This is a genomic window from Pseudonocardia wallangbongensis, from assembly GCF_054486945.1.
The window spans coordinates 939513-961569 of sequence record NZ_JBRERS010000001.1 but is presented as its reverse complement, the minus strand read 5'-3'; the positions used below and the strand labels follow the sequence as shown (position 1 = coordinate 961569).

The 22057-nt window shown below is 72.5% G+C and carries 22 protein-coding genes; 12 read left to right on the top strand and 10 right to left on the bottom strand.

What is annotated here, in order from left to right; translation table 11 throughout:
* Position 1 precedes the first annotated feature (1 nt).
* The 5 genes from ACU436_RS04535 to ACU436_RS04515 are packed head-to-tail and all read right to left on the bottom strand — an operon-like array spanning position 2 to position 6491.
* Complete coding sequence (locus tag ACU436_RS04535; RefSeq protein ID WP_459021909.1) at positions 2–895, bottom strand: ABC transporter permease; 894 nt, start codon at positions 893–895, stop codon at positions 2–4.
* Positions 892–1836 (bottom strand): ABC transporter permease, encoded by a 945-nt coding sequence (locus ACU436_RS04530; protein WP_459021907.1) that lies wholly within the window; start codon positions 1834–1836, stop codon positions 892–894. Before ACU436_RS04530 ends, ACU436_RS04535 begins: the two co-directional genes overlap by 4 nt.
* A 15-nt stretch (positions 1837–1851) precedes the next feature.
* Positions 1852–3432: an ABC transporter substrate-binding protein gene (locus ACU436_RS04525; protein WP_459021905.1), complete on the bottom strand. Its 1581-nt coding sequence runs from the start codon at positions 3430–3432 to the stop codon at positions 1852–1854.
* Between the two features lie 42 nt (positions 3433–3474).
* Positions 3475–4212: an enoyl-CoA hydratase/isomerase family protein gene (locus ACU436_RS04520; RefSeq protein WP_459021903.1), complete on the bottom strand. Its 738-nt coding sequence runs from the start codon at positions 4210–4212 to the stop codon at positions 3475–3477.
* Positions 4213–4244: 32 nt separating this feature from the next.
* A complete protein-coding gene (locus ACU436_RS04515; protein ID WP_459021901.1) occupies positions 4245–6491 on the bottom strand; it encodes an acetate--CoA ligase family protein in 2247 nt (748 codons plus the stop codon).
* Positions 6492–6597: 106 nt separating this feature from the next.
* Here ACU436_RS04515 and ACU436_RS04510 point away from each other — a divergent pair, with 106 nt between their 5' ends.
* A complete protein-coding gene (locus ACU436_RS04510; RefSeq protein ID WP_459021899.1) occupies positions 6598–7311 on the top strand; it encodes a TetR/AcrR family transcriptional regulator in 714 nt (237 codons plus the stop codon).
* Positions 7312–7409: 98 nt separating this feature from the next.
* Here ACU436_RS04510 and ACU436_RS04505 read toward each other — a convergent pair whose 3' ends face one another.
* The gene (locus tag ACU436_RS04505) at positions 7410–7655 is read right to left on the bottom strand and encodes a hypothetical protein (RefSeq protein WP_459021898.1); all 246 of its coding nucleotides are present in this window, start codon (positions 7653–7655) and stop codon (positions 7410–7412) included.
* A 49-nt stretch (positions 7656–7704) separates the two neighbouring features.
* Positions 7705–8259, bottom strand: a complete 555-nt coding sequence (locus ACU436_RS04500; RefSeq protein ID WP_459021897.1) for an anthrone oxygenase family protein — start codon at positions 8257–8259, stop codon at positions 7705–7707.
* 129 nt (positions 8260–8388) lie between these two features.
* Between ACU436_RS04500 and ACU436_RS04495 the strand changes: the two genes are divergently transcribed.
* Together ACU436_RS04495 and ACU436_RS04490 are read left to right on the top strand one after the other, a co-directional pair.
* Positions 8389–8655, top strand: coding sequence for a helix-turn-helix domain-containing protein (locus tag ACU436_RS04495; RefSeq protein ID WP_459021895.1), 267 nt, complete (start codon positions 8389–8391; stop codon positions 8653–8655).
* 30 nt (positions 8656–8685) lie between these two features.
* A complete protein-coding gene (locus ACU436_RS04490) occupies positions 8686–9096 on the top strand; it encodes a DUF4870 domain-containing protein (RefSeq protein ID WP_459021893.1) in 411 nt (136 codons plus the stop codon).
* On the opposite strand, the gene ACU436_RS04485 is transcribed toward ACU436_RS04490, so the two are convergent.
* Positions 9026–9778 carry a TetR/AcrR family transcriptional regulator gene (locus tag ACU436_RS04485; protein ID WP_459021891.1) on the bottom strand — a complete coding sequence of 251 codons (753 nt, stop codon included), beginning with the start codon at positions 9776–9778 and terminating at the stop codon, positions 9026–9028. The genes ACU436_RS04490 and ACU436_RS04485 overlap by 71 nt on opposite strands.
* Before the next feature lie 130 nt (positions 9779–9908).
* Between ACU436_RS04485 and ACU436_RS04480 the strand changes: the two genes are divergently transcribed.
* The 3 genes from ACU436_RS04480 to ACU436_RS04470 all read left to right on the top strand — a co-directional run bounded on the left by ACU436_RS04480 (position 9909) and on the right by ACU436_RS04470 (position 13631).
* Complete coding sequence (locus ACU436_RS04480) at positions 9909–10817, top strand: SMP-30/gluconolactonase/LRE family protein (protein ID WP_459021889.1); 909 nt, start codon at positions 9909–9911, stop codon at positions 10815–10817.
* Positions 10818–10843: 26 nt separating this feature from the next.
* Entirely contained in the window at positions 10844–11833 is a 990-nt protein-coding gene (locus ACU436_RS04475) for an LLM class flavin-dependent oxidoreductase (protein WP_459021887.1), read from the top strand.
* Positions 11834–12005: 172 nt separating this feature from the next.
* Positions 12006–13631, top strand: a complete 1626-nt coding sequence (locus ACU436_RS04470) for an ABC transporter substrate-binding protein (protein WP_459021885.1) — start codon at positions 12006–12008, stop codon at positions 13629–13631.
* Between the two features lie 13 nt (positions 13632–13644).
* Here ACU436_RS04470 and ACU436_RS04465 read toward each other — a convergent pair whose 3' ends face one another.
* Both ACU436_RS04465 and ACU436_RS04460 read right to left on the bottom strand, forming a co-directional pair.
* Positions 13645–14460: an LLM class flavin-dependent oxidoreductase gene (locus ACU436_RS04465; RefSeq protein WP_459021883.1), complete on the bottom strand. Its 816-nt coding sequence runs from the start codon at positions 14458–14460 to the stop codon at positions 13645–13647.
* Positions 14457–15227 (bottom strand): IclR family transcriptional regulator, encoded by a 771-nt coding sequence (locus ACU436_RS04460; protein WP_459021881.1) that lies wholly within the window; start codon positions 15225–15227, stop codon positions 14457–14459. Before ACU436_RS04460 ends, ACU436_RS04465 begins: the two co-directional genes overlap by 4 nt.
* Positions 15228–15432: 205 nt before the next feature.
* On the opposite strand from ACU436_RS04460, the gene ACU436_RS04455 reads away from it, so the two are divergent.
* Genes ACU436_RS04455 through ACU436_RS04430 form a run of 6 tightly spaced genes read left to right on the top strand, consistent with a single transcriptional unit; the run spans position 15433 to position 22055 of the window.
* Positions 15433–16218, top strand: a complete 786-nt coding sequence (locus tag ACU436_RS04455; protein WP_459021879.1) for an enoyl-CoA hydratase/isomerase family protein — start codon at positions 15433–15435, stop codon at positions 16216–16218.
* Positions 16219–16269: 51 nt separating this feature from the next.
* Entirely contained in the window at positions 16270–17469 is a 1200-nt protein-coding gene (locus tag ACU436_RS04450) for an ABC transporter substrate-binding protein (protein WP_459021877.1), read from the top strand.
* A complete protein-coding gene (locus tag ACU436_RS04445; protein ID WP_459021875.1) occupies positions 17469–18335 on the top strand; it encodes a branched-chain amino acid ABC transporter permease in 867 nt (288 codons plus the stop codon). The genes ACU436_RS04450 and ACU436_RS04445 overlap by 1 nt, the downstream gene beginning before the upstream one ends.
* Positions 18328–20166, top strand: a complete 1839-nt coding sequence (locus ACU436_RS04440) for a branched-chain amino acid ABC transporter ATP-binding protein/permease (protein WP_459021873.1) — start codon at positions 18328–18330, stop codon at positions 20164–20166. Before ACU436_RS04445 ends, ACU436_RS04440 begins: the two co-directional genes overlap by 8 nt.
* On the top strand, positions 20163–20870 hold the full coding sequence (locus tag ACU436_RS04435) for an ABC transporter ATP-binding protein (protein ID WP_459021871.1): 708 nt from the start codon (positions 20163–20165) through the stop codon (positions 20868–20870). Before ACU436_RS04440 ends, ACU436_RS04435 begins: the two co-directional genes overlap by 4 nt.
* A 24-nt stretch (positions 20871–20894) precedes the next feature.
* Entirely contained in the window at positions 20895–22055 is a 1161-nt protein-coding gene (locus ACU436_RS04430) for an acyl-CoA dehydrogenase family protein (protein ID WP_459021869.1), read from the top strand.
* Positions 22056–22057 lie beyond the last annotated feature (2 nt).

The following is a 22057-nucleotide window of genomic DNA, read 5'->3' as shown; positions in this document are numbered from 1 at the left end:
CTCAGTCCGCCTTCCGGGTCTCGCGGCCGAGCGCATCGCGCAGGCCGTCGCCGACGAGGTTGAAAGCCAGGGTCGCGACGGCGATGGCGACCCCCGGCCACACCACGAGCAGCGGGGTCGTCCGGATCTCGGTGAAGCCGCGGCCCAGGAGGTTCCCCCAGCTGGGCGTGGGTGGGACCACGCCGAGCCCGAGCAGGCTGAGCGCCGCCTCGGCCAGCAGCGCCGCGGCCAGCATGAGCGAGACCTGCACGAGCAGCGGGGAGAGGATGTTGGGCAGCACCCGGCGCGCGATGATCCCGGCGGCCGGGGTACCGATGCTCACCGAGGCCTCCACGTAGGTCTCGGCCCGCACTCCCAGCGTCGCGCCACGCACCACGCGGAACAGGCGCGGCGAGTAGACGATGCCGAGGGCGATCATCGCGTTCGTGAGCCCCGGGCCGGTCGCGGCGATGATGGCGATCGCCAGGATCAGCGCCGGGAACGTCATGAGGACGTCGGCCGCCCGGCCCAGCACCCAGTCCGACCACCCACCGAGGTAACCGGCGAGCAGACCGAACGGCACCCCGACGACCACTGCGATCGTCACCGCGATCCCGGCGGCGAACAGGGAGACGCGCCCGGCGTACAGCAGCCGGCTCAGCGTGTCGCGACCGAGCGCGTCGGTGCCGAGCCAGTGTGCGGGGGTCGACCCGGACAGCCGGTTCCGCACGTCGATGGCGTCGGGCTCGAACGGCGCGAGCAGCGGGGCCGCGGCCGATGCGACGACGAGCACGACGAGGACGACGAGGGCGGTGAGCGCCAGGCGGTTGGTGCAGAACCGGCGCCCGAAGCGCCGCAGGCCCGGTGCGGTGACCGGCCGGGGTGGGACGTCTCGTGCTGCATCGACGTTCGTCATGACTGCCGGATCCTCGGGTTGAAGTAGCCGTAGGAGACGTCGACCACGACGTTGACGAGGAGCACCATCACCGCGGCGACCAGCACCACGCCCTGCACGACGGGGAAGTCCCGGCTGAACACGCTCTGGTAGGCGAGCTGCCCCAGGCCGGGGAGCGCGAACAGCTGCTCGATCACGACGGTGCCGCCGATGAGCCGGTTGGCCTCGATGCCGAAGACCGTGACGACCGGGAGGGCGGCGTTCTTCAGCGCGTGCTTGCCGACCACCCGGGCCGGGGCGAGCCCCTTCGCCGTCGCGGTCCGGACGTAGTCCTCGGTCATCACGGTGGCCACCGACGCCCTGGTCTGCCGCGCGATCACGGCGGCCGGGGCCAGCGCGAGCGCCGTGGCGGGGAGGACGAGGTGGGTGAACCACCCCACGGGGTCCTCGGTGAGGGGGACGTACCCGACGGCCGGCAGCAGCGGGTGCTGCAGCGCGAGCAGCAGGACGAGGATCATCCCGACCCAGAAGTAGGGCACGGCGACACCGACGCTGGCCCCGACGGTCGCCACCCGGTCCGTCCACGTCCCCGGGCGCAGGCCGGCGACCGACCCGATGGCGACACCGGCCACCGCCGCCAGGGCGAGGGCGAGGAACGCCAGCGACAGGGTGGTGGGCAGGCGGGCGACGATCGCCGTCCACACCGTCTGGCTCGTGAACAGCGACGTGCCCAGGTCGCCCTGCAGCACGCCGCTGAGCCAGTGCCAGTACTGCACCAGGAACGGGTCGTCGAGCCCGAGGCGTTCCCGCACCGCCTCGATCTGGGCCGGGTCGGGGTTCTGGCCCGCCAGTGCGACGGCCGGGTCGCCCGGCACGAGCACGATGAGACCGAAGACCAGGAAGCTGACGACGAGCAGCAGCGGGATGCTCACCAGCAGCCTGCGTACGAGTAGGCCGAGCACGCGCTCCTCCTGGGGTCAGGGACCGGGTTCGATCCCGACGCCGCGGAACTGGCGCGACGCGTCGGCGTAGATCTCGACGCCGCGCACCGTGTCGTTCATGGCGAACGGCGTGGTCAGGTGGCAGAGGGTGACGTTCGGGTACGCCTCCTCGGTGACGGCCTCGAACAGCTTCGCGTAGGCCGGTGCGCGTTCCTCGGCGGTGGCCCCGTTCATCGCCTCGGCGTGCAGCCGGGTGATCTCCTCGGTGGTCTGGCCACCGGGGTTGTTGAACCCGTCCGCCAGGTAGTAGGAGGCGGTGAGGATGCTCGGGTCCGACTCGGCCTTCTGCTCCGCGAGCGTGGCGTCCACGCTCTTGTTCACCGAGAAGTCCTCGCCGAGCTTCGCGATCTCGACCGGCGTGATCGACATCTGGATGCCGACCTCGGCGAGGTTCTGCTGGAGGACCTCCGCGATCTGCTGGTAGAGGTCGAGGTTGATCACTTCGAGGTCGAACGAGAACCCGTCCGGCAACCCGGCCTGCGCGAGCAGCTGCTTGGCGCGCTCCGGGTCGTACGGGTAGCGCTCCGGCCCGATGTCCGGGTTGGACGCGAAGTAGAACTGCGGGAACAGCTGCACGCCCGGCTCGCAGAACCCGTTCGTCACCGCCGCGACCGCCTGCCGGTCGATGGCGTGGTTGATGGCCTGGCGGACCTCCTTCTTCCCGAACTCCGAGCGCGCCGTGTTGAGGGTGAGGTTGTAGCTCGACAGGCTGGGCGCCTCGCACACCACGAGCCCCGACTCGATCGCCGGCTGGTGCATGCTCGCCCGCAGGAAGGTGACGTCGGCGGCGCCGGTCTGCACGGCGTTGAGCCGGGCGTTGTCGTCGCCCGAGATCAGGAAGACGAGCTTGCCGACGTTGACGGCGCCGGGGTCCCAGTAGTTCGCGACCGGCGTGTACTCGACGCGGTTGCCCGGGACGTAGCTCGTCATCTCATAGGCCCCGGAGCCGCCGGTGGGGGCGATGTCCTCGCCCGGCTTGTCGAACGCCGCCGGGCTCATCATCATCCCGGCCGATCCGCCGAGGACGCCGACGAGCGCACCGGCCCCGCCGCCCGTGACCAGCCGGACGGTGTCGGCGTCCACCACCTCGGCCGCGGTCACGGCCTGCAGCGCGTTGGCGTTGTAGGACCAGGGCTGCTTCTTCCGCTCGATGTTGGCCTTGACCGACTCCGCGTCGAACGGCGTGCCGTCGTGGTAGCTCCAGCCGTCGCGCAGGTCGAGCTCCAGGACCCGGCCGTCGTCGACGAGCCGCCACGACTCGGCGAGCATCGGCTGCGGCGCACCGGTCTCGTCGATGTGCACGAGGCTGTCGTAGACGGGGTAGAGGTACATCTGGCTGTTGTTCGTGGTGATCTTGTCGGGGTCGAAGCTGGTGTTGCCGACGCTGTACATCCAGGTGAACGTCGCGTTCTGGTCCACGCCGTCGGTCAGGGCCGGGCAGGCCGCGGTCTGCGCCTCCCGGTCCACCGGTTGACCTCCGCCGCCCGTGCCGCCGCCGCAGGCGGTGAGCGCGAGCAGCACCACACCGACGATCGCCGGACCGGTGAGCCTCTTCATGCCGTTCCTCCTCGTCGTGCGCCGTTGCACCGGGGATTGCGGTCAGGAGCTGTTGCGTCGCCGCTGGGACCACATCTGGGTGGCCCGCTCGAAGTGGAGCGCCGCCTCCCAGCCGATGCCGGGCGGGCCCAGCTCGGTGCGGAAGGACCGGACCGCCTGGCGGGCGAGCGCGGGGTCCTTCGCGGACCGGGCCGCCAGCTCGAAGGCCAGCTCCTCGACCTCCCCGTCGGGTACGGCGCGCCACGCCATCCCGAGCTGCTCGGCGCGGCGGCCGTCGATCTCCTCGCTGAACAGGCCCATCGCGGCGGTGGCCTCGCGCCCGGCCGTGCGGCCCGCGATCGTGAAGAACCCGCCCCCGGGGTGCAGCCCGATCCGCAGGAACCCGGCCATGATCCGCGCGTTGTCCGCCACCACCCGCATGTCCGTGGCGAGCATCAGGTTGATCCCGGCCCCGACGGCCGCGCCGCGCACGGCCGCGATCGAGGGCACGGCGAGCGCCCCGACCCGCATGAAGGCCCCGTACACGGCGCCCGTGTCGTTGTACGCGGTCTCCTCGGCCTGGTCGACGCCCGGGCGCCAGCGCCGCCGGTCCGCCCCGGAGCAGAACGTGCCGCCCGCTCCGCGGACGACCGCCGCACCGAGCGACTCGTCGGCGTCGATCTCGTCGCACAGCTGCGCGAGCTGCCGGCCCATCTCCGGGGTGAGGCCGTTCTTGACCTCCACCGAGTCGATGGTGAGGACGGCGACCCCGTCCCTGCGCTCCAGGTGAACCTCGCCCATCCGGTCGGCCCTTCCTCTCGTGTCGGCTCCGGTCACTCGCCTGCGGGGACCCCGCCCTCCGCGCCGCGGACGAGCACGTCGACCGCCGTGGCCCCCTCGCCGCGCAGCCCGATGACGAGCGGGTTGACCTCGAACTCGGCGAGCAGGGGGCCCGCCGCCACCGCGGCGTGGCCGACGCGGACCACGGCGTCGACGGCGGCGTGCACGTCCCGCGGGGGCGCCCCGCGGAACCCGGCCAGCAGCGGCCACGCGCGCAGGCCGCGCAGCATCGCCCACGCCTCCTCGGGCGAGACGGGCGCGATGCCGGACGTGACGTCGGCGTAGAGCTCGGTGGTGATCCCGCCGAGCCCCACGGTGACGAGCGGGGGGAAGCCGTCCCGCCCCGCGGTGGCCCCGACCACGAGCTCGGCGCCGGGCGGCACCATCGCCTGGACCAGCACGCCGTCGACCGCCGGGACGCGGTGCGCCGCGGCCGCCGCGAGGAGCTCGTCGAACACGCCCGCGGCGCCGCCCTCGTCGACGTCGAGCCGCACACCCCCGACGTCCGACTTGTGCGCCAGCGTGCCTGCCTGCAGCTTCATCGCCGCCCGGCCGCCGACGGCCGCGACGGCGCCGGGTGCCTGCTCCCGATCGCGTACCACCACCGACACCGGCCGGGCGATCCCCATCGCGTCGAGCAGCGCGGTGCCGTCCGGCTGCCCGGCTCGCGGGGTGAGCAGCGCCCTGATCGGCTCCGGTGCGGGCGCGGTGGGCCGCGGAAGTGTGGCGGCCGGCGGGGTGGGTGTGCGCGGCGGCGCGACGAGCGCCGCGGCGCGGGCGAGGTCCCCGACGGAGCGGAAGACCGGGATCCCGGCGGCGCGGTAGACCGCGCGGCCCTCCGCCGTCTGGTCCTGCCCCGCGAGCCAGGTCACCATCAGCGGCTTGGTGAGCGTGGCAGCGGTGCTCACGAGGTCCTCGGCGAGCGCGGCGCCGGCCTCGCCGACCACCATCGTGAGCACCACGGCGACCGCGTCGACGCCCGGATCGTCGGCCACGATGCGGCAGACGTCGCCGAAGGCGTGCGCGCCGCGGCTGAACAGCTGCGCGGTGACGTCGACCGGGTTGGCGAGCGCGCCGAACGACGGTACGAGCGGCCGGAGCCGGTCCTGGGTGCTGATGCGCAGCTCGGGCAGGTCGAGGTCGGCATCGGTGAGGCGGTCGGCCGCCAGGCTGCCCGCGCCGCCCGACGTCGTCACGATCGCGACCCGCCTGCCCTCGGCCCGCGGCATCGAGGACAGCGTGGCCGCCACCCCGAGCAGCTCGTCCACGTCGTCGACGAGCACGGCGCCGTGCCGCGCCGAGGCGAGCACGAACGCGGTGTCGTCGCCGAGCATCGAACCGGTGTGGGAGGCCGCGGCCCGCCGGCCCGCGCTCGACCGGCCCGACGGCAGCACGACGAGGTGCCTGCCGGCATCGCGCGCCTTGCGGGCCAGCCGCAGGTAGGCGGCGCCGTCGCCGACGGACTCGACGTAGAGCAGGAGGACCCGCACGTCGGCGTCGTCGAGGAGGGTCGAGCCGACCTCGACGAGGTCGAGGTCGGCCTGGTTCCCGGTGCTCGCCCACGCGGTGAGGCCGAGCCCCATCTCGGCGGCCAGGGCGAGGATCGACCCGCCCACCGCGCCGCTCTGGCCGACGTACGCCACCCCGCTCGTGGGGTCGAGCGGCCGGTCGGCGGCAGCGGTGAACGTGGCGACGAGACCCGTCGGCACGTGCAGCAGACCCTGGCAGTTCGGCCCGAGCACGCGCACGCCCGACTCGCGGCCCGCGGCCACGAGCTCGGCCTGCAGCCGCGCGCCCTCGGACCCGGTCTCGGCGAAACCGGACGCGAAGACGACCACGCCCGCGGCGCCGGCCGCGCCCGCCTCCCGGACCACCGACACCGCGGCCGCCGCCGGGACGAGGGCGAGGACGAGGTCGACCGGGCCCGGCACCTGCGCGAGCGAGCCGTGGCACGGCAGGCCGCCGAGCTCGTCGTACCTCGGGTTGACCGGGTAGATCCCACCGTCGAACCCGTGCTCGGTCAGGTAGCGCAGCGGCCGGGCCATGGGGTTGTCCGGCCGGCCCGAGATCCCGACGAGGGCGACGCCGCGCGGCCGCAGCATCCGCTCGATGGCGCCGCGTTCCGGGGCCGTGGGAACCACGGTGAGCGGGGCCGGCCCGCGCTGCACGGGGATCCGCGCGGCGGCCGAGCTCCCGGACGCATCCGCGTCGCTGCGTTGCTCGGGCCCGCGCTGGCTCACGCCTCCGAGTGAAGTTGACACCGATGTCGAAGTCAATACGAAGTCGACATCGACGTCGTATTGCTAGGCTCCGGAGCCCTGCCGACACGACGAACGGACCAGCGGGATGAGCACGACTCCGACGAACGAGCGGACCGACACGGGCGGGACCGGCAGCGTCCGCCGGGCCGCCGTCGGGAGCCAGCCGAACTCCGAGCGGGGCCGGCGCACCCGCCGTCAGCTACTGGTGGCCGCGCGGCAGATCTTCGAGCGGGACGGGTTCCTCGACGCCCGCGTGACCGACATCGCGGCCGCGGCCGGCGCCTCGCACGGCAGCTTCTACACCTACTTCGAGTCCAAGACCGACATCTTCCGGACCCTGTGCTCGGAGGAGATGGACGTCCTCTACGCCAACACCGGCAGCGGCGAGCCGACGGGCGAGGAGCCGGACCCGGTGGAGCGCATCGACCGCTCCAACCGCCGGTTCGTGGAGATCTACAAGGCGAACGCGGCCCTGCTCGGGCTCTTCGAGCAGGTCACGGCCTACGACGCCGAGGTGCGCAAGCTGCGCATGGCCGTGCGCGAGCGCGCGGTCGCCCGCGCACAGCGCAGCATCGCGAAGATGCAGGAGGCGGGCCTCGTCGACCGCGACCTCGAGCCGTTCCACACCGCGAGCGCCCTCGTCACGATGGTCAACAGCACGGTGCACTTCTGGCTGGTGGTGGGCGAACAGTTCGACGAGGAGACGCTCGTGCGCACGCTGACGCAGCTCTGGGCCCGGGCTCTCGGCCTCGGCCGCCCGGAAGGGGGCTACGGGGAGCACCCGCAGCAGCGTCCATGATCGCGACCATCAGCCCTTGGTCACCGCCGCCGGGACCCAGGGCCATGGTTCGAGCGCCATGATCGGCGCGATCGGGACATGAGCCGCATGGGTGCGGTTCATGTCCCGATCCTGCTGATCAGGGCGCTCGCGGAGGCCACCTGCGAGTGCCGGCGCGACGGGGGAGGCGGGCAGGTGGCTTCCAACGGCTCCGCCAGCGGCGAGCGCAGCAGCGTGCGGCCGTCGTCCCAGCGGCGCTGGTGCCAGGCCAGCGGTTTCACCCCGGTGCGCGCCAGCTCGCCGGCGAGCCCGAACCGGTGCAGGATGCGCGACGCGTTGGGGCTGATCTGGATGCCGGCGCCCACCTCGCTCAGCCGGGACGCCTGCTAGAAGACGGTGCGCCTGCCGAGTGCATCAGTGCGTCAGGCCGGTTCGGGCGCGCGTGGTGTCGCGGATCGCTGCGCCCGCGGTCGCGCGCCCGTGCAGGACGAGGGCCCAGGCGAGGCACCCGAAGGCGACGGTGGTGGCGATGGTCCGGACGAGGTGCCAGGCGACCCAGCGGGCCTCGTGGAAGGCGTCGCGCACGGCCGTCGGATCGGCGATGCGGGTGGGGTCGCCCGCGTTCCGGATGATCGCGTTGAGCGGCTCGTGGACCGTCATCGTGATGACGAACGCCGCCAGGTAGAGGCCGAACGCCACCGCGACCCAGGGCAGCACCGAGCGATTCTCGCGCAGGTGGAGGATCGCGGCCGCTCCGGTGAACAACAGCGCTCCCGTGAAGACGAGCATGAACAGGGGGCCCTGGATGGCCCGGTCGAGGCCCTGGAAGGCGCCGACGAACGTGCGGTCGTCGGTCGTGGCGAGGCCGGGCATGATCGTGTGGGCCCAGTCGCCGAACACCCCCGCTGTGAGCCCCGTCGTGACGACGGCAGCCAGCAGTGTGACGATCTGGCGGTTTCGCCGGCTCATGGCGGTCCTCCTCGACGTGGCGGTGATGCACCAGCCACGATCGGCGCACCGGCGGTGGCGATCAACGGCGTAGTGCGCAACGCTCGTTAACCTCGGGATTCACGAACGGCGGAGCAGCGGTGGGGGACCGTGGAGCGGCGCGACATCGAGATCTTCCTGGCGCTGGCCGACGAGCTGCACTTCGGCCGGGCGGCGGAGCGGCTCCGCGTCTCCACCGCCCGGGTCAGCCACGCCCCGCCCTACGAGTGGCGGTTCGTCTGGCCGGCCGCCGCCGAGACCGCCAAGGTCGGGGCCTTCGACCGGGCCGCCACCGAACTGGTCAGGGGCCGGGAGGCGTACCGCAACGGCCGGATCGTCCCTTTCGCCCGGGCACGACGGGACGGGTCCGGTCGTTGAGCCCATGAGACCGCAGGAAATGAGGACACCATGTCGTCGCCCTACGAGCCCTACCAGCGCGATGCCGACACCACGCCGGTCGCGGCTCACTCCGCGAGCAGCCGGGTCGGAGCGATCCTCGCCCACCTGTCGGCGCCGATCGCGGCACTCCTGAGCGCCGGTTCGCTGAGCCTGCTCGGGCCCCTGATCGTGTGGTTGGTGCTGAAGAACGACCCGTTCGCCCGCCGGGCCGCCGCCGGGGCGTTCAACTTCAACCTGAGCTTCTGGCTGCTCTACCTGATCAGCTGGATCCTGATCTTCACCGTGATCGGCGCGGTGATCGGCATCCCGTTGATCATCGTGCTGTTCGTGGTGTCCGCGTGGTGCCACATCAAGGGGGCGATTCGGGCGGCCGACGACCGACCGTACGACTACCCCTTCCAGATCCGGGTGCTGCACTAGCACGGGATCGCGTCCCGAGCATCCGGAGTGCGAGCTCGGCGTAGAAGTCGCCGAGGTCCTCCGGGGAGTCGGCGCCGTCGAGGCGGTACCACCGCACCAGGTCGATCCCCAGCGACAGGATCGCCCGCACCGCGCGGTTGACGTCGGACACGTCGAAGACGCCCTCCCGGCTGCCCCGCTCCACGGCGGACCGCACCAGGACGGCGAACCGTTGCCGCAGGCCGAGGACGGCGTCGAGGTGTTCGGGTGCGAGGGCCGCCAGCTCGTACTGGCAGACGCGCGCCACGGTGTGGTGGCGGGCGTGCCAGGCCACGTGGCCGGCCACCAGCCCCCGGACGAGCTGCCTGCTGTCGCCCTCGCCGGCCCGGGCCTGCAACGCCTCCAGCGCTCGTTCGTGACCCGTCCGGGCGATCTCGAACAGGACGTCCTCCTTCGAGGCGAAGTGGACGTAGAGCGCGCCGGGGCTGAGCCCGACCGCGGCCGTGATGTCGCGGGTGGTGGTGGCGTGGAACCCCTTGCGGGCGAAGCACAGCACGGCCGAGGTCAGCAGGGCGCGGGCGACGGGCGCGGCGTCCTCGGGCCAGAACCGGTCCGGCACCGAGCTGGGTTCGAGGCCGGCCAGGAGTTCGGCGGCGGCAGCCGCCGGAAGCCGCCCGCCGCGGCGACGATCGCTCGGCGGCATCGGTCGACCCTCCTCCCTCTGCCGGGTCCTTGACACGACCCGAGCCTGCGGTAACTATGCGCTCAGTAACTGAACCCGACAAGAAGGCCTTTCGCACTGCCGACGACGACGTACGGGAGACGAGGTCACGATGGGGCAAGGGCAGCCGTCCACCCGGCAGCCGCGGGTCGTGCTCGAGGGGTACTCCTACCTCGAGTGCCCGCGATGGCACGAGGGCCGGCTCTGGGTGTCGGACTTCTACACGAACCAGGTGCTGTCCACCGACGGCCGCGGAGGCACCGAGGTCGTGGCCGAGGTGCCCGGCCAGCCGTCCGGGCTCGGGTTCCTGCCCGACGGGCGAGCGCTGATCGTGTCGATGCGCGACCACCGCGTCCTCGTCCGGGACGGGTCGGGGCGGCTGGAGGAGCACGCCGACCTGTCCGGCGCCGTCTCCGGCGTGCTCAACGACATGCTCGTGGACGACCGCGGGCGTGCCTACGTGGGCAACTTCGGCTTCGACCTCATGGGCGGGGCCCGGTTGCGGTACACGACGCTCACCCGGGTCGACCCCGACGGCACCGTCACGACCGTGGCCGAGGACCTCGGTTTCCCCAACGGGATGGTGATCCTGCCCGGCCGGGTGCTGGTGGTCGCCGAGACGTTCGCCGGCCGGCTGACGGCGTTCGACATCGGCGACGACGGCGCGTTGAGCGGCCGGCGCGTGTGGGCGCAGTTCGGTGAGACGCCGCAGACAGAGGACGTCGGCGAGGCCGTGGAGCTGCTGGAAGTGGCACCCGACGGCATCTGCGCGGACGCGGAGGGGGCGATCTGGGTTGCCGACGCCCTCCACAACCGCGTCCTGCGGGTCCGGGAGGGCGGCGGGATCCAGGAGGAGATCCCGGCCGGGACCGGGGTCTTCGCCTGCATGCTCGGCGGCGCCGACGGCAGAACCCTCTACCTGTGCGCCGCCCCCTCCTTCCCCGAGCACGAACGCCGGCCGGTCCGGGAGGCCCAGCTGCTGGCGGTCGACGTCGACGTCCCGCACGCCGGCCTGCCCTGAGCACTACGAGCGAAATGGAGGGCCCCATGGAGGTGTCCTGCGCATTCCCGACAGCACTGGACTCCCCGGACAACATCGCGCTGGCCGAGCGGCTCGGCTACGCGCGGGCGTGGGTCTACGACACGCCCCAGCAGAGCCCCGACGTCTGGATGACGCTCGCACTGGCCGCCGAGCGGACCGAGCGGATCGGCCTCGGCCCGGGGGTGCTGGTCCCGAGCCTGCGGCACCCGATGGTCAACGCGGCCGCCACCGCCACGCTCGCCGCGCTGGCGCCCGGCCGGGTCGCGATCTCCTTCGGCACCGGGTTCACCGGCCGCCGCGCCATGGGCTACCGCGCGATCACCTGGGCCTACATGGAGTCCTACCTCCGCGCCTACCGCGGGCTCCTGCAGGGCGAGGTCGTCGAGTGGGAGGGCGCGCAGATGCGGATGCTGCACCCCGACGGGCACGCCCCCGCCCGCCCGGTCGACGTCCCCATCCTGGTCGGCGCGCTGGGGCCGAAGGGCCACGAGGTGGCGAAGCGCCTCGGGGACGGCCTCTACGTGACCCTCCAGCTGCCCGACTTCGCGAGCGAGTACTCCTGGGTGCCCTACCTCGTGTGGGGCACGGTGCTCGACGAGGGCGAGGCAACCGACACCGACCACGCGCGGCTCGCGGCCGGACCCGGCTGGGCCCTCGCGTACCACGGCGCGTACGAGTTCGGTGGTCCTGCGGCCGTGCGGGCGCTGCCCGGCGGCGCCGAGTGGATGGACGTCGTGGAGCGGAACCCGGGGGAGCAGCGGCACCTGGCGGTCCACTCCGGACACTGCGTCGAGCTCAGCGAGGCCGACCGGGCGGCGTGGGACGCGGGCGGCCACGCGATGCTGGCGGACGTGACGATGAGCGGCACCCGCGACCGGATCCGGCGCCGGCTCGAAGAGGCCGCCGCCCGCGGCGTCACCGAGATCGTGTTCCAGCCCTGCGGCCCCGACATCCGTTCCGAGCTCGAGCGGTTCCTCGACGCCGCGACCGCCTGATCGCACCACCATCAGCGTTGTCTATGGCGCGGCAGGAACAATCGTTGTTTCCGGAACCGGTCACGCGTGACTAGCCTCCTTGTCGGCGCGAACCCGGACATTCGACCCATATGAAGAGGCGGTGCCGCCGGGGCCGATCGACTGTGTGCTCGAACTCGACGAGGAGTTGCGAATGGTGCAGTTGCGGCCTCGACCGTCCCGCGTCCTCCGTTACCTGGTCGCGGCGGCCGGTGCACTGGTGCTCGCGTCGTGCGGGACCGCCGATCTCGGCCCAGGGCCCGGAGCCGGGGACACCCAGCTCGGGGCGGTGCAGCCGTGGGGCGCGGATCTCGCGGCCGAGGGTGCGCCGCAGCCGGGAGGCTCGCTGCGGATCGGGATGGACCGCGCGGTCTCCAGCTTCGACCCGACGGTCCAGAACACCAATCCCGTCGCCGTCGCGGTCTACGACTCGTTGATGATGCTCACGCCGGAGGGGACGGCGCGGCCCTACCTCGCCGAGTCGATGTCCAGCCCGGACAGCGGCGTGACGTGGCGCCTGGGGCTGCGGGAGGGCGTGCGGTTCGCCGACGGGAACCCGTTGGACGCCGAGGCTGTGATCATCAACGTTCAGCGGCACATCGACACGGTGTCCTCCCCGGCGCACATCTTCGCGAAGCGGATCGTCTCCATGAGCGCGCCGGACCCGCTCACCGTCGAGTTCGTCCTCGACGGCTCCCTGGGGTCGTTCCCCATCCTCTTCGCCCTGCCGATGTCCTGGGGTGCCCTCGGAATGATCATGTCGCCGGCCGCGATCGAGCAGTACGGCGACGACGTCGGGCGCCATCCGGTCGGCGCCGGCCCGTTCCGGCTCGTCGAGTGGTCCCCGGGCTCGAACGCGCTCCTGGAGCGCAACCCGAACTACTGGCAACCGGGGATGCCCTACCTGGACGAGATCGAGTTCCTCCCGTTGTCGGACACCGACAGCCGCTACGCCTCCATCGACAACGGCGACGTGGACGTGATCCTCGCCGCCTACAGCCAGGAGCTGGTGCGGGCACTCCGGGACCCGAGCCTCACCGTCTACTACAGCCCCGGCAACGCCGGGGACCTGATGTACTTCAACGTCACCCGCGCGCCCTTCGACGACCGGCGGATGCGCGAGGCCGTGGTGCGGGCGCTCGACCTGCGCGCGCTCTCCGCGAGCCTCTACAGCAACCAGCTCGTCACCTCGCAGAGCCTGTTCGAACCCGGCAACCCGTTCCACTCCGACGCGGCCACGCAGGCATGGCCGCAGGCCGATCCGGAACGGGCCAGGCAGCTGGTCGACGAGTACCGGGCCGAGGGCGGCACCACGTCGGTCACCGTGAAGTCGACCACCGCGCGCGGGCAGTTCGGCGAGCTGATCCAGGCCCAGCTCGCGGCGGTCGGCATCGACGTGGAGGTGCAGCTCTACGACCTCGCCCAGTACTCCGCCGAGGTCGTGCAGAGCGGGGACTTCGACCTCACGACCACCGTGAGCTCGTTCGACTCGCCGTTCCCGGCCGTGCAGCGGCTGCTCGGCACCGGGGGCAGCGCGAACTACGGCCGCTACTCCGACCCCGAGGTCGACGCCCTGCTCGCGACCGCGGCGAGCACCGCCGACGAGGCCGAACGGACCGCCGCCTACCGGCAGGTGGAGCGGATCGTGAACGAGGACCTGGCGGTCTGCTGGATCAGCCGCGGCTACATCTCCACCATCACGCGCAACCACGTGCGGGGAGTGGTCCGCTACCCCAACCGCGACATGTTCTACGCGACGCTGTGGCGCGCCGACGTGTGAGGTTGATGCGGGGTCACGGCACGAGCCGCCGGATCGCGTCGAGGGTGCGCGGGGTGTGGTCGTCGGTCCGGAGCACGACATCGGTGTACCCGAGGTCCGCGGCCCACCGCAGCCGCGACCGCGCCTCGGCCGGCCCGCAGCGCAGGGAGAACGGCTCGTCGGCCGGGACGTCGTGCCCCCCGACGACGTCCAGGTCGACGGTCACGTTCGTGAGGACCGCCCGCTCACCGCCCGCGTCCCGGTAGCGGGCGACGCCCTCGGCGAGCCCGCCGCCCCGGGCGCCGGAGGCGATCCAGCCGTCGAACTCGGTGGCCGCGCGGGTGATCCACGCGCCGCTCGTCCAGCTCCCGATCAGGACCGGGGGGCCGCCGAGGGTGGCCTCCCACGGCGTCAGGTCGATCCCGTCCACGGGTTCGCCGTGCAGCAGCCGGCGTACGACGTCCAGCTCGTGGCCGAGCCGCGAGAACCGGTCGTCGTAGGTCCGGCCGAACGCGTGGAAGTCGGGGCGGCTGGATCCCGCGCCGACACCCAGCGAGAGCCGTTCGCCGCACACGAGGTGCGTCGTCATCACCCGGTGCGCCACCTCGACCGGGTTCCGGATCCCGAGCTGGAGGATGCAGGTGCCGAGCTCGATGCGCGCCGTCGCCGTCGCCGCAACGGCCAGCGCGGTGAGCGGGTCCGGCAGCACGAAGCCCCGCCCGACGGCGTCGAACACCCACGCGCCGTCGAAGCCGCACTCCTCGATCCGACGCGCCCCGTCGGCGAGGCTGCGCGACGTCAGCGGCCTCCTGCCCGGATCCGTCGCCGGCAGGACCATCCCGACCCTCACGGGGCGACCGCGCCGAGCTGGCGCGACAGCTGCGCGGCACCGTCGACGATCAGCTCCACCCACGCCGTGTCGCTCTTCTGGTCCCACCGGCTCGTGGGGACCGAGATGCTGATGGCGGCGACCGCCTCGGACCTGTGGTCGAACACGGGAGCCGACACGCAGGTGACGTCGGAGTGGGACTCGCCGTGGTCGAAGGCGACGCCGTCGATGCGGATCTTCTCCAGCTCCTGCTCGAGCCGCCGCACGGACGTGATCGTGTGCGGGGTCCAGGCGGGCAGGGGCTCGTGCTCGGGCAGGCGGGCCCGGACGGCGTCGGGCGAGAGGCCGGCCAGGAGCATCTTGCCAACCGCGGTGCAGTGCGCGGGGAGGCGGCGGCCGACGGCCGAGACCATCCGCACCGAGCGGGTGCTGTCGACCTTGGCGATGTAGACGACGTGGTGCCCGTCCAGCACCGCGACGTGGACGGTCTCGTCGCAGCGCGCGCCGACGTCCTCCGCCACCGCGCGGCCCTCCCGGGCCAGGTCGAGCCGGTCGGAGTAGACGCTCCCGAGCTGGAAGACGCGGACCCCGAGCCGGTAGCGGGCGGGTTCCTCGGAGACGCGCTTGAGGTAGCCGCGGGAGACGAGCGTGTTGACCAGCTCGAAGACCGTGGTGCGGGGGAGGTCGAGCCGGGTGGCGAACTCGCGGGGGGTGAGCTCGGAGTCGGTGTCGAGGAACAACTCGAGGATGTCCATCGCGCGGCTGACCGCAGGAACCGTGCGGGCCATGCCGCACCACCTCCCGACGCTGTTCGAAGTATCGGCAGCCGGACGGAGGGGCGAGGTATAGCCACACCCCAACAGCCGGCATCAGCCTACGACATGCCTTGACCGTCGCAGCTCTGGTCGCCTACCGTCCGAACCGGATTATCGAGATACCGTACATGGTGTCGATATTTCGAACATACCGGTCGAACGTGGAGGAGGTCCCCCGGTGAGCCCGGACGACGAGGTCCTGTTCCGCGTGGAAGAGCACGTCGCGTACGTCACCATCAACCGGCCGGAGCGGCGCAACGCCATGAGCACCGCCGTCGCCGGCGAGCTCGTGCGGCGGTTCAGCGACGCGAGCATCGACGACGACATCTGGGCCGTGGTGCTCACCGGCACGGGGGACAAGGCGTTCTGCGCGGGTGCGGACCTGAAGGAGTTCGACGAGTTCGCCCGGCAGGGCAGGCAGATCCCCGTTCCGATGACCGGCAGCGAGCGCAACGTCTTCGAGGCGATCACGGAGACCTACAAGCCGACGATCGCGTCGATCAACGGCCCGGTGCTGGCCGGTGGCTGCGAGCTCGCGCTGGCGTGCGACCTGCGCATCGCCGCCGACCACGCGGTGATCGGGCTGCCGGAGGCCAAGCGCGGGATGGGGGCGAACTTCGCCACCGTCCTGCTGCCGCGGCTGATCCCCCGCGCCGTCGCGCTCGAGATGCTCTACACCGGCGAGCCCCTCAGCGCCGACGAGGCGCTGCGCTGGGGGCTGTACAACCGCGTGGTCGCCTCCGCCGACCTCCGGGACGCGACGGAGAAGCTCACGCGCTCCGTGGTCGCGAACGCCCCGCTCACCCTGCGGCGCTACAAGGAGATGACCACGAAGGGCTGGGAGCTTCCGGTCCAGTCCGCGCTCCGGCTGAGCGTCGGCCCGAACCCGTACCTGTCCGAGGACAGGGAGGAGGGGATCCGCGCCTTCCTCGAGAAGCGGCCGCCCCGGTGGAAGGGCCGGTAGCGCGTTCGAGAACGGCTCCCGCATCGATGGCGAGGCGAAGGAGACGAGCTGGTGCGAGTACCCAGGGCGACGGCCGCCGTCGCGGCGGCCTGCATGGCCCTTGCCGTGACCGGCTGCGGCGCGGACAAGATCGAGACCGCCGCCGCGGCCGAGGAGGGCGGCCCGTGCGTGGTCGAGATCGGCACCCTCGGCCCGCTCTCCGGCCCGGCGGCCGACTTCGGGCTGTCGATGAAGGGCACGGCCGACCTCGCCGCGGCCGAGGTCAACCAGGCGGGCGGGCTCCGCGTCGGCGACCGGACCTGCACGGTGACGGTGCACTCGTACGACACGGGCTACACCAGTGCCGGGGCGGCCAACGCGGCCGGTGACTTCGTCTCCCAGGGCATCCGGTTCGTCATCGGGCCACTGGGTGCCACCGAGGTCACCGGGATGAAGCCGCTCGCCGGCCGCAACGACATGCTCCTGGTGGCGAACGGGTTCGGGCGCGACGCGCTCGAGCCGAAGTACCCCCTCGTGTTCCACGTCGCGCCCGGGCCGTCGGTGTGGGCGGGTCCGATCATCGCCGAGGCGCGCAAGCGGTTCGACTTCCAGAAGGTGACGGTCGTGGCCACCAACGACCAGAGCGGGTCGGACATCGCCGACGTGAACGCCATCCGGTTCCGCGAGGCGGGCCTGCCGGTGACCCAGGAGAGCTACCAGCGCGGCACCCAGGACTTCGCGCCGCTGGTGTCGCGCATCCTCAGCACCGAACCCGACCTGGTCGACGTCGCGTCGAGCCCGGCCGGTGACGCCGGGACGATGATCAAGCAGCTGCGGCAGGCCGGTTACCAGGGGGCCTTCTGCCGGCTCGGCGGGGAGAGCACGGCCGAGATCGCCCGGGTCGCCGGCGGCTACGAGGTGCTGGGGGACTTCTTCTTCTACTCGATGGTCGACCTCGACGACCCCGCGATGAAGGAGCTCTCGGCGCGGTACGAGCAGTTCGCGGGCCGGGAGGCGACGTCGCTGACCCTCGGCTGGATGCCGGGTGCTCGCGCGCTGCTGCGGGCCATCTCGGCGGCGGGCACGACCACGGACACGAAGGCGGTCGCGGAGAAGCTGCGGGCCGATCCGCTCGACGACGCCACCCTCGGCCACGGCGTGTGGACCGGGATGGAGGACTTCGGGATCCGGCAGGAGATGTCGTTCCCCTTCTACGCGGGCTTCGTCCAGGACGGGCAGATGCAGCCGCTGGTGCGCCTGGAGGTGAGCTGATGGGCCAGATCGTCGCGGCGCTCGTGGGCGGGTTGACGCTGGGCGCGCAGTACGCGCTGATGGCGCTGGGCTTCTCGATGATCTTCGGGATCCTGCGCGTCATCAACTTCGCGCACGGTGCCTTCTACGCGCTGGGCGGCTACGTCGGCTACGCCGTCACCGGCCAGCTGGGGATGCCGTTCGTCGTCGGCGTGGTCGTCGCCGTCGCCGTCACCGCGGTGCTGGGCGCCGTCTTCGAGGTCCTCGTCATCGAGCGCCGCATCGACGACCACCTGGCCACGATCGTGCTGACGCTGGGCCTCGGCCTCGCGATCACCGCGGCGCTGCTGATCGTCTTCGGTCCGCGGGCGGTGGCCTACCACTTCCCGATCGAGGGAGGCGTCACGATCGCCGGCGCGGTCGTCCCGTACGGGCGGCTGGTCGTCATCGGCATCGCGGCGGTCGCCGTGGCCGCCGTCCAGGTGTTCCTCTACCGCACGCAGACCGGGCGCGGGCTGCGTGCGATGGCCGACGACCGGGCCACCGCGGTCACCCAGGGGATGCGGCCGAAGATCCTCTTCCCGGTCGCCTTCGGCATCGCCACCGGGATCGCCGGCCTGACCGGGGCGCTGGTGACGCCGCTGTTCGCCCTCTCGCCCTCGATCGGCGACCAGGTGCTCATGGTGTCGTTCCTGACGGTGATCCTCGGTGGGCTGGGAAGCATGTCCGGCGCCGTGCTCGCCGCGTTGCTGATCGGCCTCGTCGAGTCGTTCACCGGCATCTACGTCGGCGGCGAGGTCGCCCCGCTCCTGCTGTTCTGCGTGGTCCTGGTGCTGCTCGTGGTGCGGCCCACGGGCCTCGCCGGCCGGGAGGTGAAGCATGTCTAGCGCCGTCGGTGCCGCGAGCGCCGCCCGCGGAGCGCGGTACACGCGGCTGGTGGGCGCCGAGGTCGTGGCGCTGGCCGTGCTCGTGGTCGCGTTCACGCTGCCGAAGCTGACCGCGAGCCCCTTCGTGCTGTTCTTCACCCCAACGGTGATAGTGGCCGTGCTGGCCACGTTGCACGTGTGGCTGCTCCTGCGCGTCGACCTGCTCTCGTTCGCCTCGCCGTCGTTCATGGCGGTCGGCGGGTACGCGGCGGCGGTGACGGCGTCCCGGCTCACCGACGACGCCGTCGTACTGGCCGTGCTGTGCTTCGCGATCCCGGCGCTGGTCGCGCTGCCCATCGGGGCGATGGTGCTGCGGTTGCGCGGCACGTACTTCGCGCTGGTGACGTTCGTGCTCGCGCAGGTCACGGTGCTGCTCGTCCAGGCGGGCCCGGACTGGCTGGGCGGCAACAGCGGCATCTCCGGCTTCCCCCCGGCCCGGCTGGGCGAGAGCGTGTTCGCCGCGCGCGGCCCGCTGCTGCGCTACTCGGTGGTGCTCGGCATCGTCGGGGTGCTGGTGGTCGTGGCGGTCACCCTCCGGTGGCGGCGCCACTTCGCCGGCATCAAGGAGAACGAGCCGCTCGCCGCGAGCCTCGGCCTGCGCCCGTGGTTGTACAAGACGCTGGCCTTCGCCGCGGGCGCCGGGATCGCGGGGCTGGCCGGGCTCGTGCTGGTCAACCAGATCGGCAACGCCCACCCCGACTCGTTCAGCCCGTTCATGGCGGTCAACCACGTCGCGGGCGCCGTCGTGGGCGGCTCCGGGTCGATCCTCGGCCCGATCGTCGGCGCGGGCATCCTGTCGTGGCTGACCCACGTGTTCGCCGAGCAGGCCGAGTACGCGCAGCTGCTGCTCGGCGTCGTGCTCGTGGTCGTCGTGCTGGTCGCGCGCGAGGGGGTCACCGGGCTCGTCGCGTCCGCGGCGCGGGCCGCGCGCGGGCTGGTGGAGAGCGCCGAGCGTTCGCTCCCCGGCGGGTCCGCCGACGCCACCGGGGAGCCGGTGGCACGGCGTGCCCGCCCGGAGCGGGTCGTCGACGCGCGGCCGGACGAGCCGGCGCTGCTCGAAGTCGACGCCGTGTCCAAGCGGTTCGGTGGGGTGGCGGCCGTGTCCGGGGTGAGCTTCGGGGTGGCGCCGGGCGAGGTGCTCGGGGTGATCGGCCCGAACGGCGCGGGCAAGACCACGCTCGTGAACGTCCTGGCCGGTCAGCTGCCGCCGTCGGGGGGCACGGTCCGGCTCGCGGGCGACGCGGTCACCGGGCTCTCCCCGGGGCGGCTGGCCCGGAAGGGGATCTCCCGCAGCTACCAGCAGACCTCAGTGTTCGCCACGGCCTCCGTGCGCGAGAACCTCGAGCGGGCCCGGGCGTACGGCTCGCGCTGGATGGACCCGGCGGACCTGCGCGGGCTGCTCGCCCGGATGGGCCTCGCGGACCGCATGGACGACCGGGCGGGCGACCTGCCGTACGGGCTGCAGAAGTCGCTCGGCCTGGTGCTGGCGTTGGCCGTCGAGCCACGGGTGCTGTTGCTGGACGAGCCGGCCGCCGGCCTCGAGAGCAGCGAGCGCAGCCGGGTCGACGAGGTCGTGGCCTGGGCGGTGGACCGGGGGTGCGCGGTGCTGCTGGTCGAGCACGACATGGACCTCGTCCGCCGCATCTGCGACCGGGTGCTCGTGATGGACACCGGCGAGCCGCTCGCCGCCGGCCTCCCGGACGACGTGCTCGCCGACCCGCGGGTGATCAGCGCCTATCTCGGGGAACCGGAGGACGAGACCCGGGTGTCGACCGGCGGAGGTGTGTCGTGACCGGCGAACCGCTGCTGCAGCTCACCGGGGTGGACGTCCGCTACGGCGGTGTGCACGCCGTGCACGGGCTCGACCTGGCGGTGGCGGCCGGCGAGACCGCGGTGCTGATCGGCGCGAACGGGGCGGGCAAGTCGAGCGTGCTGCACACGATCATCGGCACGGTCCGGGCCGCCGCCGGCCGGGTGCTCTACCGCGGCGAGGACATCAGCCGCTCCTCCACGAACCACCGGGCCCGCCACGGCATCCGGCTCTCGCCGGAGGGGCGGCGGGTCTTCGCGAACCTCAGCGTCGAGGACAACGTGCTGAGCGGCTGCCACGGGGCGCGCCGCGAGGGCCGCAAGGAGACCGTCGACTGGCTTTTCGCGACGTTCCCGCTGCTGGCGCAGCGCCGGCGCCAGCCGGCGGGCACCCTCAGCGGCGGGCAGCAGCAGATCGTCGCGATCGCGCGGGCGCTGGCCGCCGCGCCGGACCTGCTGCTGCTCGACGAGCCGTTCCTCGGGTTGTCACCGATCGCGATCCGGGACACGAGCGCGGCGATCCGGCAGGTCCAGGAGCGGGGGACGGCGATCCTGCTGTCCGAGCAGATGGCCCGCCCCGCGTTGAAGCTCGCCGACCGCGGCTACGTGTTGCGGACCGGGACGCTGCGGCGCAGCGGGACCGTGGCGGAGATCCGGGACCTCGCCCTGGCGGAGGACTACCTGTGAGACGACGACTGTGAGGGACGGGACGTGGACTTCGAACTGACCGACGACCAGGTGGCCATCCGGGACGCGGTCGCCGACCTGTGCTCCCGGTTCCCGCAGGAGTACTGGCAGGAGCAGGACGCGAAGCTGGAGTACCCGTCCGAGTTCGTCGACGCGCTCGGCGCGGCGGGCTGGCTCGCCGTGCTGATCCCGGAGGAGTACGGCGGCGGTGGCGGGACGGTGGCGGACGCGTCGCTGATCCTCGAGACGATCAACCGGTCCGGGTGCACCGGTGTGCCGGCGCACGCGCAGATGTACACGATGGGCACGGTGCTGCGGCACGGCAGCGAGGAGCAGAAGCGCAGGCTGCTGCCCGAGATCGCGGCGAACCGGCTGCGGTTGCAGGCGTTCGGTGTGACGGAGCCGGACGCAGGCTCGGACACCACCCGGATCCGGACGTTCGCCCGCCGCGACGGCGACCACTACGTGATCAACGGCTCGAAGATCTGGACGTCCCGGTTCCAGCACTCGGACTACCTGCTGCTGCTCACCCGCACCACCCGCTACGAGGACGTGGAGAAGAAGTCGGACGGGCTGTCGGTGTTCCTCGTGGACATCCGCGAGGCGGGCGACGCGATCTCCGTGCGACCGATCCGCACGATGACCTCCCACGAGACCAACGAGGTGTTCTTCTCGGACCTGCGGGTGCCGGTCGAGAACCGCGTGGGGGAGGAGGGCAAGGGGTTTCGCTACATCCTCTCCGGGATGAACGTGGAGCGGATCCTCGTCGCCTCGGAGGTGCTCGGCGACGGCTTCTGGTTCGTGGACCGGGCCGCGGCGTACGCGAGCGAGCGGGTCGTCTTCGGGCGTCCGATCGGGCAGAACCAGGGCGTGCAGTTCCCGCTCGCGCAGGCCTACGCCGATCTCGAGGCGGCGAGCCTCGTGCGGTGGAAGGCGGCGGCGAAGTTCGACCGCGGCGAGCAGCCGGGCTTCGAGGCGAACGCGGCGAAGCTGCTGGCGTCGCAGGCGAACTGGGCGGCGGCGAACGCGGCGATGGACGCCTTCGGCGGGTACGGCCTCGCCGAGGAGTTCGGGATCGAGCGCAAGTTCCGCGAGGCGCGGCTGCCGGTGGTGGCGCCGGTGAACAACAACCTGATCCTCGCCTACATCGGGCACCAGGTGCTCGGCCTGCCGAAGTCGTACTAGGA

What these genes read in the sequence shown, in the direction of transcription:
- ACU436_RS04535 (WP_459021909.1), bottom strand. Translation starts at nt 895, where the DNA reads ATGACGAACGTCGATGCAGCACGAGACGTCCCACCCCGGCCGGTCACC.
- ACU436_RS04525 (WP_459021905.1), bottom strand. Translation starts at nt 3,432, where the DNA reads ATGAAGAGGCTCACCGGTCCGGCGATCGTCGGTGTGGTGCTGCTCGCG.
- ACU436_RS04520 (WP_459021903.1), bottom strand. Translation starts at nt 4,212, where the DNA reads ATGGGCGAGGTTCACCTGGAGCGCAGGGACGGGGTCGCCGTCCTCACC.
- ACU436_RS04510 (WP_459021899.1), top strand. Translation starts at nt 6,598, where the DNA reads ATGAGCACGACTCCGACGAACGAGCGGACCGACACGGGCGGGACCGGC.
- ACU436_RS04500 (WP_459021897.1), bottom strand. Translation starts at nt 8,259, where the DNA reads ATGAGCCGGCGAAACCGCCAGATCGTCACACTGCTGGCTGCCGTCGTC.
- ACU436_RS04490 (WP_459021893.1), top strand. Translation starts at nt 8,686, where the DNA reads ATGTCGTCGCCCTACGAGCCCTACCAGCGCGATGCCGACACCACGCCG.
- ACU436_RS04485 (WP_459021891.1), bottom strand. Translation starts at nt 9,778, where the DNA reads ATGCCGCCGAGCGATCGTCGCCGCGGCGGGCGGCTTCCGGCGGCTGCC.
- ACU436_RS04480 (WP_459021889.1), top strand. Translation starts at nt 9,909, where the DNA reads ATGGGGCAAGGGCAGCCGTCCACCCGGCAGCCGCGGGTCGTGCTCGAG.
- ACU436_RS04475 (WP_459021887.1), top strand. Translation starts at nt 10,844, where the DNA reads ATGGAGGTGTCCTGCGCATTCCCGACAGCACTGGACTCCCCGGACAAC.
- ACU436_RS04470 (WP_459021885.1), top strand. Translation starts at nt 12,006, where the DNA reads ATGGTGCAGTTGCGGCCTCGACCGTCCCGCGTCCTCCGTTACCTGGTC.
- ACU436_RS04460 (WP_459021881.1), bottom strand. Translation starts at nt 15,227, where the DNA reads ATGGCCCGCACGGTTCCTGCGGTCAGCCGCGCGATGGACATCCTCGAG.
- ACU436_RS04445 (WP_459021875.1), top strand. Translation starts at nt 17,469, where the DNA reads ATGGGCCAGATCGTCGCGGCGCTCGTGGGCGGGTTGACGCTGGGCGCG.
- ACU436_RS04440 (WP_459021873.1), top strand. Translation starts at nt 18,328, where the DNA reads ATGTCTAGCGCCGTCGGTGCCGCGAGCGCCGCCCGCGGAGCGCGGTAC.